Below are 10,960 nucleotides of genomic sequence, written 5' to 3' on the forward strand. Positions count from 1 at the left end.
GCGCCGCCGACGGCGGGACGGGCCCCGCGCCGTCGGGCGGCGACACCCAGACGACGAGCCAGGCGTGCGAGACGGTCCGCGCGAGTGTCCAGGACGCCGCCGCCCAGGTGCAACGCCTCGACCCCGGCGACCCGTCGTCGGCGGTGACGGCCTTCGACGAGGTCGCCGCCCGCCTCGACGACGCCGCGCAAGCGGTGGGCAACCGCAGCGTCGCCGATCTGCTGCCGCCGCTGCGATCGGGCTTCACGACGGCATCCGCCGACCTGTCCGCCATCGCGGGCGGCGACCTCTCCCGCCTGGCGTCGCTGCAGAGCGCCGCCGCGCAGATCCAGTCGGCACTGAGCGCGTTCGCCGCCGCCTGTCCCGCTTCCTGATCCTCGACAGGAGCGCGGGCGCACCCCGATGGCGGCCTCTGACGGCGAACGAGGCGCATCCCGTACCATGGGAGGGCGCGGCCGCGCAGAACACGGGGGTGTTTAGGTGACCGATCCTGCAACCGAACGAGAGGCAGAGGGTTCGCCCGACGCCTCCTCGGCGAGCCCTCCGACCGCCGCGACCGCCGTGCTCGACGGCCCGATCGAGACGATCGACGACGCCGCCGTTGCCCCCGCGCAGGTCCCGCCGCTGCAGTGGGCACCCGCGGAACCGCCGCGCAAGAAGAAGCGCCTCTGGCTGTGGATCGGCGTTCCCGCGGCCGTCGTCGCCGCAGGCGCCGTTACGGCCTCACTCGTCCTCATCGCCCCCGGCACCGCGATCGCGGGCGTTCCCGTCGGCTTCCTCACGGCGGGAGCAGCCACCGACGCGATCTCTCAGCGGCTGGGCGCGACCACCGTGGTTCTCGGCGAAGGAGGACCGACCGTCACGGCCGCACAGCTGGGCGCCACCGTCGATGCCCACGGCCTCGCGGACCGCGCGTTCGCTGCGCGGCCGATGTGGAACGTGACCCAGTGGTTCGGCGACGGGCTCGACGCCCCCGTCACGCTGGACGCCGACCGCGCAGAGGCCGCCCTGCGTGCGGCATTGCCCTCGGCCTTCACCGCCCCCGTGCCCGCGCAGGTGTCGTTCACCGGCACCGCGTACACCGTGACGCCGGCGGTGGCCGGCACCGGACTCGACCTCGACGCGATCGCCGCCGCGGTGCACGACGCCTTCGTCGCGGGAAAGAGCACCGTCACGGTCTCGGCCGCGAGCGTGCCGGTCGCCGCGCCAGCGACGAGCGAACGAGCCCAGTCGGCAGCCGATCAGCTCAACGCCATGCTGCAGACGATCGGCTTCTACGTCGGCGAGGAGCGCACCGTGCCGGTCGACCCGGCCACGGCCGCGTCGTGGCTGAAGATCACGCCCGACGCATCGGGAACGTTCTCCATCAGCGCGGATGCCGCCAAGATCCAGGCTTCCGTCGATGCACTGCCCGCGGCCGTCAACCGCGCCCCCGCCAACGGCACCGTCATCACCAACTCCGACGGAACGGTGCTCGAGACCAGCGTCCCCGGCGCCGATGGCCGCACGCTCGGCGACACGAGCGCGGTGGCGAAGGAGTTCGCCGCGCAGCTGACGGCAGGCAGGGCCGCTTTCGTCCTGCCGGTGACCTTGACCCCGGCATCCACCGTCACGCTGCAGCGCCTGCTCGAGGTGAACCTCAGCGAGCAGATGCTGTATCTGAAGGAGAACGGCGGCGTCGTCGACTCGTGGCCGATCTCCAGCGGCGTCGCGCAGTCTCCGACGTACACGGGCCATTTCCGCATCAACAGCCACATCCGCTCGCAGACGATGACGAGCACCGATCCGAACAACCCGTACTGGAACTACGACGTGCCCAACGTCGAGTGGGTCATGTACTTCAACGGCGATGAGGCGTTCCACGGGGTCTACTGGCACAACAACTTCGGCACGCCGCAGAGCCACGGCTGCGTGGGCATGCCGAACTACCGCGCAAAGCAGATCTACGACTGGTCGCCGACGGGAGTCGACGTCTGGATCCACGACTGACGCTCGCGACGCGTTTCGGCTCGCCGCGCACGCCGCAACGAGAACGGCCCGGGTACCACCCCGGGCCGTCTTCTCGTATTCGCCTGTGGATCAGAGCGCGTCGATGACCGCGTTGAGCGTCCCGGAGGGGCGCATCACCGCGGCGACCTTGGCCACGTCGGGGTGGTAGTACCCGCCGATGTCGACCGGGTGTCCCTGCACGCCGTTCAGCTCTGCCACGATCTGCTGCTCCGCGGCCGCCAGCTTCTCCGCCACCGGCGCGAACGCGGCGGCGAGGTCGGCGTCCGCCGTCTGGCGGGCCAGCTCCTGAGCCCAGTAGAGGCCGAGGTAGAAATGGCTGCCGCGGTTGTCGATCGTTCCGAGCGAGCGGCCGGGCGAGCGGTCCTCCTCGAGGAAGGTGCCGGTCGCGGCATCCAGCGTGTCGGCGAGGATCTTGGCCTTCGCGTTGCCGGTGAACTCGGTGAGGTGCTCCAAGGATGCCGCCAGCGCGAAGAACTCGCCGAGCGAGTCCCATCGCAGGTAGTCCTCCTCGAGCAGCTGCTGCACATGCTTCGGCGCGGAACCGCCCGCGCCCGTCTCGAAGAGGCCGCCGCCGGCCAGGAGCGGGACGATCGAGAGCATCTTCGCCGACGTGCCGACCTCGAGGATCGGGAAGAGGTCGGTGAGGTAGTCGCGGAGCACGTTGCCGGTGACTGAGATGGTGTCCTCACCCTTGCGCAGGCGCGCCAGCGTGTACCGCGTCGCCTCCTCGGGCGGGAGGATCACGATCGTGATGTCGCCGGTGTCGAGCGTCGCGAGCGCCTGGTGCACCTTGCCGATGAGCTGGGCGTCGTGGGCGCGGTTGACGTCGAGCCAGAAGACGGCGGGAACGCCGGTCGCGCGGGCCCGCGTGACGGCGAGGCGCACCCAGTCCATGATCGCGATGTGCTTGGCCTGGGTCGCCCGCCAGATGTCACCCTTCTCGACGTGGTGCTCGATGAGCACCGTGCCGGCGGAGTCGAGCACTTCGACGACACCGTCGGCCGGGATCTCGAAGGTCTTGTCGTGGCTGCCGTACTCCTCGGCGGCCTGGGCCATGAGGCCGACGTTCGGCACCGTGCCGATCGTCGCCGGGTCGAGGGGGCCGTTGGCGATGACGTCGTCGATCACGGCCTGGTAGACGCCGGCGTACGACGAGTCGGGAATGACCGCGATGGTGTCGTCCTCGGCGCCGTCGGCGCCCCACAGCTTGCCGCCGTTGCGAACGAGCGCCGGCATCGAGGCGTCGACGATGACGTCGGAGGGCACGTGCAGGTTCGTGATGCCCTTGTCGCTGTTGACGTAGCTGAGGCGGGGGCCGGTCTCGAGGTCCTGTGCGATGCGGGCGGAGATCGCCTCGCCGTCGGCGAGCTCGCCGAGACCGGCGAGGATCGAGCCGAGTCCGTTGTTGCCGTTGAGACCCGCCGCGGCGAGCTGCTCTCCGTACGCGTCGAAGACGTCGGCGAAGAACGCGCGGACGACGTGGCCGAAGATGATCGGGTCGCTGACCTTCATCATCGTGGCCTTCAGGTGCACGGAGTACAGCACGTCCTCCGCCTTGGCCTGCGCGATCGTGTCGGCGAGGAACGCGTCGAGCGCCTTCGCCGAGAGGAACGTGGCGTCGACGACCTCGCGCGGCAGGACCTTCAGCCCCTCCTTGAGAACCGTGACCGTGCCGTCGGCGGCGGTGTGACGGATGCTCAGGACGTCGTCGTGCGCGGCGATCCAGCTCTTCTCGTTGCTCTTGAAGTCGTCGTGCCCCATGGTGGCGACGCGGGTCTTGGACCCGGCCGCAAAGGGCTTGTTGCGGTGCGGGTGCTTCTTGGCGTAGTTCTTGACCGCGAGCGGTGCGCGGCGGTCGCTGTTGCCCTCGCGCAGCACGGGGTTCACCGCGGAGCCCTTGATGCGGTCGTAGCGGGCGCGGATGTCCTTCTCCTCGACCGTGGACGCGTCGTCGGGATAGTCGGGGATGTCGTAGCCCTGCGACTGCAGTTCCGCGATCGCGGCCTTCATCTGCGGGATGGATGCCGAGATGTTCGGCAGCTTGATGATGTTGGCCTCGGGAAGGGTGGCGAGTCCACCGAGCTCGGCCAGGGCGTCGCCGACCTGCTGCTCGGGCGCGAGGCGCTGCGGGAAAGCGGCGAGGATGCGGCCGGCCAGCGAGATGTCGCGGGTGTCGATCTCGACGCCCGCCTGCCCGGCGAAGGCCTTCACGATCGGCAGGAACGATGCCGTCGCCAGGGCAGGCGCTTCGTCGGTGTGGGTGTAGATGATGGTGGACTCGGGCACGTGTGATCTCTCCGTCGTGAGCGTCGTCGTGGGCGTCGTGGTGAGCGTCGCGGGGTCGCCTCCAGGCTATCGCATCGACGGAAACTATCTTGACGTCAAGATAATTCTCGCCCCGCTCCTCGGCATCCTCTTGCGCACGCGCAGCGCTGGGGGTTTTCTCACCATTCGGAGGGTGCCCCCGCGCTTTCGCCCGGGGTAGCCTGAGGGCATGACCGAGCTGCGCCTCGAGGAACTGTCCGCCGCGACGATCGTCGCCGTCAACACGATGTCGCTCAAACCGGGGCAGGAGCAGTATCTCGCCCCCACCAGCTATGCCGTCGCCGGCACGGTGGCAAACCCCAGCACCGCGTGGCAGCGCGTGGTGCTCGACGGTGACGAGGTCGTCGGTTTCGTGAGCGCGAACTTCGATCCCGACGCCCTGCACGAGCACTTCCGCTCCGTGCTGTGGCGCATCAACGTCGACGCCGACGACCAGGGCCGCGGGGTCGGCCGGTTCGCCGTCGAGCAGCTCCTGGAAGAGGCCCGCAGCCGCGGCATGGACCACGTCCACGTGATCTACGAGGAGGGGCAGGGCGGCCCCGATGCGTTCTTCCGCAGGGTCGGGTTCACCCCCGTCGGCGAGACCGAGTTCGGCGAGGTCGTCGCCGAAGTCCGTCTGTAGGAACAGCCGAGCCGGGCGCCAGGGAACCGCCCGACGATCCTGTTTGTTGCCAATCTCGACAAAACTCTTGCGTCGGCGACGCCGCGCGCTCTATCGTGATCGAATCTGCGGTTGCGGAGATGGCCGCGTCGGCAGCGTCAGACGAGCGACTGCTTCCACGCACTGTGCAGCTGCGCGAACTTGCCCGTTCCGGCGATGAGGCTGGCGGGGGCGTCGTCCTCGATGATGCGGCCGTGCTCCATCACCAGCACGCGGTCGGCGATCGACACGGTCGACAGCCGGTGCGCGATGATGATCGCGGTGCGGTCGGCCAGCAGCGTCTGCAGCGCCACCTGGATCTGCCTCTCGCTGGGGATGTCCAGCGACGCCGTCGCCTCATCGAGGATGAGAACGGCGGGGTCGGCGAGGAAGGCGCGGGCGAAGGAGATCAGCTGACGCTGTCCTGCCGACACGCGACCGCCGCGCTTGTTCACGTCGGTGTCGTACCCGTCCGGCAGCCGCTCGATGAAGGTGTCCGCGCCGACGGCCCGGGCAGCGGCGCGGATCTCCTCGAACGTCGCGTCGGGCTTTCCGAGCGCGATGTTGTCGGCGACCGTGCCGCTGAACAAGTACGCCTCCTGCGTGACCATCACGATGGCGCGGCGGAGGTCCTTGGGGTGCAGCTCCCGCAGATCGACGCCATCGAGTGTCACGGCGCCGCGCGACGGGTCGTAGAACCGCGACACGAGCTTGGCGAGCGTCGACTTGCCGGCGCCCGTCGTCCCCACCAGGGCGATCGTCTGACCGGCGGGGATGTCGAGCGAGAAGTGCGGCAGGATCGTGCGCTCGTCGGAGTACCCGAAGACGACGTCTCGGAACTCGACGTGTCCCGTGGCCTTCCACAGGTCGACCGGACGTGCCGGGTCGGGAACGGTGGGCTGCTCCTCCAGCACCCCCGAGACCTTCTCGAGGGCGGCGGTCGCCGACTGGTACGAGTTCAGGAACATCGCCACTTCCTGAAGGGGCGAGAAGAAGTTCCGCACGTACAGCACGGCGGCCAGCAGCGTTCCCACCGGCAGCGCCCCGTCGACCACCCGCAGACCGCCCCAGAGCAGCACACCGGCCACGGCGAACGCGGAGACCGCCATCATGCCCGGCTCGAACGCTCCGAACAGGCGCAGCGAGCGCATGTTGACGTCGCGGTACTGACCCGACAGCTCGCCGAACTCCTCGTCGTTGCGCGGCTCCTTGCGGAAGGCCTTCACGGCGCGGATGCCGGTCATCGTCTCGACGAACTTGACGATGACCTTCGCGCTGACCACTCGCGACTCGCGGTACGCGCGCTGCGAGTTGCGGTAGAACCAGCGCATCAGCAGGTACAGCGGGATGCCGGCGATCGCGAGGATGACACCCGACTGCCAGTCCAGCAGCAGCAGCGCGATCAGGGTGAACGCCCCGTAGAGCACGCCCGAGACCAGCTCGTTCAGGCCCCCGTCGAGCAGCTCGCGGATGGAGTCGAGGTCGCTCGTCTGACGCGAGATGATGCGCCCCGACGTGTACGACTCGTGGAACTCGAGGCTCAGTCGCTGCGTGTGCAGGAAGATGCGGGTGCGCAGGTCAAGCATGACAGCCTGCGTCAGCCGCGCGGCCACGACCGCATACCAGCCGATGAGCGCGGCACCGCCGACGCCGGCGAGGAGGTACACGACGACGATGACGATGGTGGGCATCCAGTCGGCATCCTGCAGGGCTTGCGGAAGCGCCGTGTTGAGGCCGTAGGCGATCAGAGCGGGGCCGGCCACGCGCAGCGCGGTGGAGATCACCAGCACGACGAGGGCCAGCACGAGCTGCCACCGCAGCGGATCGACGAGCGATCCGAGCAGCCGCAGCGAACGCTGCCGGATGGAGCGCGATTCGTCGCGCGTGTAGTCCGAGCGGTCTTCACCGGTGGTTCCGGCGACGGATGCCGTACTCACAGGTTCACCTCCGTCTCCCGCAGGCGGGTGTTCTCTTGTGCTTCGGCATCCTCGAGGCTCGAGATGACGTGCCGGTAGTGCTCGCTGGTGCGCAGCAGCTCGGTGTGGGTGCCGACGGCGGTGATACGCCCCTCTTCGAGCAGCGCCACCCGGTCGGCGAGGGTGACCGTCGAGGGTCGGTGCGCGATGACGAGGGTCGTCGTGTCGGCCATCACGTCGCGCAGGGCGTCCTCCACGAGCGCCTCGGTGTCGACGTCGAGCGCCGACAGCGGGTCGTCGAGCACGAGCACGGCCGGACGGACCGCGATCGCACGGGCCAGCGCGAGGCGCTGGCGCTGGCCGCCCGAGAGCGAGAGCCCCTCTTCGCCGATGATCGTGTCGACGCCGTCGGGCAGCTCGTCCACGAAACCGGCCTGCGCGACGGCGAGCGCCTCACGCAGCACCGCCTCGGCCTGCGCGCTGCCCGGCGCCAGGTCTTCACGACCCAGCAGCACGTTCTCGCGCACGGTCTGGGAGAACAGTGTCGAGTCCTCGAAGGCCATGCCGACGTGGGTGCGCAGCTCTTTCAGGGTGAGGTCGCGGACGTCCACGCCATCGATCGTCACGCGCCCTGCGGTGACGTCGTACAGGCGAGCGGGCAGGGTGGTCAAGGTCGTCTTGCCCGATCCGGTGAGCCCCACGAGCGCCATGGTCTCGCCCGGCACGAGCGTGAGATCGATGCCGTCGAGCAGATCCCGCTCCCGCGCCGCGGCATCCTGATAGCGGAAGTGCACACCCTCGAACGCGAGTGCGCCGCGCGATGCGCCCAGCACGACGGGCGCGGCGGGATCGGTGATCGTGTTCTCCTCGTCGAACACCTCGAAGATGCGGTCGCTCGCGGTGCGGGCGTCGAGCAGGAACGAGAAGAGGAAGCCGATCGACTCCATCGGCCAGCGCAGCACGGTGGCCATCGCGAAGAACGCGACGAGCTCGGCGATGCCGAGCTGGCCGAGCTGCTGCAGCACGATGCCGACGCCGAGGCACAGCGCGAACGCGATCTCGGGCAGCAATACGAGCCAGAACCAGATCCAGCCGACGGCGCGCGCTTTGCTCAGCTCGGTCTCGCGGAGGGTCTCGGCCTGACGGGTGAACTTGAGGAGGGCGTGCTTTCCGCGCCCGAACGCCTTCAGCACGCGGATGCCGTGGACGCTCTCCTCCACGCTGGTCGCGAGGTCTCCGGCCTGGTCCTGGCTCTGGCGGGCGAGCGTGCCGTAGGTCTTCTCGAACCGGTAGCCGGCGTACCAGAGCGGGGCGCAGACGACCAGGAAGGTGACGCCGAGCGCCCAGTGCCAACGGAACAGCAGCGCCATCCCCACGAGGATCGTCAGCAGGTTGACGACGAGCAGGACGATGCCGAAGGCCATCCAGCGCCGCAGCATGCTGATGTCCTGCATCATGCGCGAGAGCAGCTGTCCCGACTGCCAGCGGTCGTGGAACGCGACCGGCAGGCGCTGAAGGCGTTGGTAGAAGCTCGTGCGCAGGTCGTACTCGACCTTGGTCGACGGTGCCAGTACGAACCAGCGCCGCAGCCACACCATGACGGCTTCGAGCAGGCCGAGCACCAGGATGAGAGCGGCGCCCCACACGAGCTGGTTGCGATCGCCGGTGGCGCTCGCTCCCGCGGCGATCGGGCCCTGCACGAGCACTTCGAGCACGAGCGGGATCGAGAGGGCGAGCAGGCTCGCCACGAGCGCGCTGACGGCGCCCGCCACGAGGCGGGGCAGGACGGATCGGGCGAAGGGGTACAGGCGTGCGAGCGCGCGCACCGTCGACAGGCGTTCGACGGGAGGGGCGAGCTCGGAGGGCGAAGAAGAGGAGGTCATGATCCTTGCGGAGGGGTGGAACGGATGCCGGGGTCACGCGGCCGGCGAAAGGTGACGGGTGGGCGCACGAAGGCGCGGCAGGACGGACGGGCCCTGTCGGAGGTAACGCGCGGCGGGACGATGCCGCCGAAGGAGGACGCGCGGCGCGTTATCCCCGACCGATTCCGGCGGCCTCGAACGCGGCCGGGGCGGCGTTCGACGGACGGAGGAAGGCGGGCTTCGTGGTGACGATGGCCGTGGACATGGCTTCCTCCAGAGAGTCGGTGAACGGGGACTGCGGCCCACGCGGTTTCCGCACGGGCGCGACAGCCCTCCAGCCTATGCCGCCGCGTTCACCGGGGGCAAGGGTTTTTCACAGCGGCGCCTCAGGCGCGCGCGACCGACTCCCGCGCGAGCAGCGCGCGCTTCACGTCGAGACCCCAGGCGAAACCGCCGAGGCCACCGCCCGTGCGGAGCACCCGATGGCACGGCACGAACAGGGCCGGGGCGTTGCGGGCGCAGATGGATGCCGCGGCGCGCACGGCCGCGGGCCGTCCCAGCGCGGCGGCGAACTCGGCGTACGTGAGGGGATGACCCGCAGCGATGCGGCGCAACGCCGCCCACCCTTCGAGTTGCAGAGCGGTGCCGGTCTGGGCGACGGCGACCGTGTCGATCGCCGTCAGGTCTCCCGCGTAGTACGCGTCCACGGCGGACGCGGCATCCGTCTCCCCCTCGCGGATGTCCGCGGCGGCGAGGGCGATCCGGCCGAGGATGGCGGCGGGGTCGGCGCTCCAGCCGCTCGCGAGCACGCGTCCCCGGTCATCGGTGAGCAGCGTGAAGGGGCCGTCGACAGTGGGGATCGTCTGGATGGTCGCGGTCATCGAGGGCTCCGTTCGCGGGGTGCGGTGCGTGCGCGGGGGGCACGGATCGCCGTGGTCGGCGCGGCGCGCCAGAGGTGGGCGGTGAGATAGCTGCGCCAGGGCGCGGCACGGACGGCCCACGCCTCGTACCCGCGCGGGTCGGCGGGGATGCTCGCCGCTGCCGCTCCGGCGCGGACGGCGACGTCGCCGGGCAGGGTGATGTCGGGGTCGCCGAGCACACGCATGCGCACGTAGTCGGCGGTCCAGGGGCCGATACCCGGCAGCGCCAGCAGGGCCGCGCGCTGCGCGAGACTGTCATCACCCGGCCCCAGGTCGAGCTCGCCGGAGGCGAGCGCCGCGGCCGCGCCGGTGACCGCACGGATGCGCGCGGCAGGGCCGCGCAGCACCTCGGCGCCGTGCGCGGCGATGGCGGCCATCGTGGGGAACAGGCGGTCCAGGCCGTCGTGCGACGCCACGCGCTCCCCCAGCGCGTCGGTCAGGGCGGTCAGGGCCGTACGTGCTGCGGCGACCGTGATCTGCTGACCGATCATCGCGCGGATGAGCATCTCGTGCGGGTCGGCGGCGCCGGGCACCCGGATGCCGCCGGTCGCGGCGACCAGCGGCGCGACGGCAGGATGCGCCGACAACGCGGCATCCACCGCCGTCGGGTCGGCGTCGAGGTCGAACAGCCGCCGTACGCGGCTCACCAGCACAGGAAGATCGCCGAGGTGGGTCAACCGGGCGCTCAGCCGCAGCTTCCCAGCCCCGTCGAGCCGGATCGCGAACCACACCGGACCGCCGGGCAGACGCAGGACGCGGGCGAAGGAGTCGGCACCGGCATCTTCGACGCCCGCGACGGCGCGGGCGCGCATCCAGGCGAACAACCCGGCGGCGTCGAAGGGCGCACGGTAGGGCAGGACGAGATCGATCGTCCCGGCGGCCGGGGCGCTCACCGTGCGCGCCGCCGCCGGTCGGCGCGCACGCAGATCGCTCGGCGAGAGGCCGAACACCTCGCGCACCGTGTCGTTGAACTGACGGACGCTCGCGAATCCGGCGGAGAAGGCGACGTCCGCGGCCGGCAGGTCGGTGGATACGAGGAGCATCCGCGCGGTGTGGGCCCGCTGAGCGCGGGCGAGGGCGAGGGGGCCAGCGCCGAGCTCGGCGGTCAGCAGGCGCGCGAGGTGGCGGGCCGAGTAGCCGAGGCGGCGCGCGAGCCCCGGAACGCCCTCACGCTCGACGACGCCGTCGGCGATGAGCCGCATCGCACGTCCGGCGATGTCACCGTGTTAAGACGGGGCTTCGGGTAGCGCGGATGTAACGATCTGGTAGCACGCGCGCGGGGACACG

The 10,960-nt window shown here is 70.5% G+C and carries 7 protein-coding genes and 1 pseudogene; 3 read left to right on the forward strand and 5 right to left on the reverse strand.

What is annotated here, in order from left to right; genetic code table 11:
- Both AS96_RS14195 and AS96_RS14200 read left to right on the forward strand, forming a co-directional pair.
- Positions 1–374, forward strand: a 374-nt coding sequence (locus AS96_RS14195; protein WP_036291149.1) for a hypothetical protein, incomplete at its 5' end; no start/stop codon positions are given.
- Between the two features lie 106 nt (positions 375–480).
- Entirely contained in the window at positions 481–1,989 is a 1,509-nt protein-coding gene (locus AS96_RS14200; RefSeq protein ID WP_036291151.1) for a L,D-transpeptidase family protein, read from the forward strand.
- Between the two features lie 90 nt (positions 1,990–2,079).
- On the opposite strand, the gene AS96_RS14205 is transcribed toward AS96_RS14200, so the two are convergent.
- Complete coding sequence (locus tag AS96_RS14205; protein ID WP_036291152.1) at positions 2,080–4,296, reverse strand: NADP-dependent isocitrate dehydrogenase; 2,217 nt, start codon at positions 4,294–4,296, stop codon at positions 2,080–2,082.
- Positions 4,297–4,504: 208 nt separating this feature from the next.
- Here AS96_RS14205 and AS96_RS14210 point away from each other — a divergent pair, with 208 nt between their 5' ends.
- On the forward strand, positions 4,505–4,957 hold the full coding sequence (locus AS96_RS14210; RefSeq protein ID WP_036291155.1) for a GNAT family N-acetyltransferase: 453 nt from the start codon (positions 4,505–4,507) through the stop codon (positions 4,955–4,957).
- A gap of 137 nt (positions 4,958–5,094) precedes the next feature.
- Here the strand turns inward: AS96_RS14210 and AS96_RS14215 are convergent, their stop codons facing one another.
- From AS96_RS14215 to AS96_RS14230, 4 genes and pseudogenes are all read right to left on the reverse strand, one after another.
- Complete coding sequence (locus tag AS96_RS14215; protein ID WP_036291157.1) at positions 5,095–6,912, reverse strand: ABC transporter ATP-binding protein; 1,818 nt, start codon at positions 6,910–6,912, stop codon at positions 5,095–5,097.
- The gene (locus tag AS96_RS14220) at positions 6,909–8,774 is read right to left on the reverse strand and encodes an ABC transporter ATP-binding protein (RefSeq protein ID WP_036291159.1); all 1,866 of its coding nucleotides are present in this window, start codon (positions 8,772–8,774) and stop codon (positions 6,909–6,911) included. The genes AS96_RS14215 and AS96_RS14220 overlap by 4 nt, the downstream gene beginning before the upstream one ends.
- A 365-nt stretch (positions 8,775–9,139) precedes the next feature.
- Positions 9,140–9,634, reverse strand: a complete 495-nt coding sequence (locus AS96_RS14225) for a methylated-DNA--[protein]-cysteine S-methyltransferase (protein WP_005047962.1) — start codon at positions 9,632–9,634, stop codon at positions 9,140–9,142.
- Positions 9,631–10,896 (reverse strand): annotated as a pseudogene (locus AS96_RS14230) (AlkA N-terminal domain-containing protein); the annotation flags it as partial. The gene AS96_RS14225 and the pseudogene AS96_RS14230, both read right to left, overlap by 4 nt.
- Between the last annotated feature and the right edge of the window lie 64 nt (positions 10,897–10,960).

Origin of the sequence: Microbacterium sp. MRS-1, from assembly GCF_000585455.1 — a bacterium.
GTDB classification, from domain to species: domain Bacteria; phylum Actinomycetota; class Actinomycetes; order Actinomycetales; family Microbacteriaceae; genus Microbacterium; species Microbacterium laevaniformans.

Excerpts from the sequence above, each read along its gene's own strand:
- AS96_RS14210 (WP_036291155.1), top strand. The coding sequence starts at position 4,505 with ATGACCGAGCTGCGCCTCGAGGAACTGTCCGCCGCGACGATCGTCGCC.
- AS96_RS14225 (WP_005047962.1), bottom strand. The coding sequence starts at position 9,634 with ATGACCGCGACCATCCAGACGATCCCCACTGTCGACGGCCCCTTCACG.
- AS96_RS14220 (WP_036291159.1), bottom strand. The coding sequence starts at position 8,774 with ATGACCTCCTCTTCTTCGCCCTCCGAGCTCGCCCCTCCCGTCGAACGC.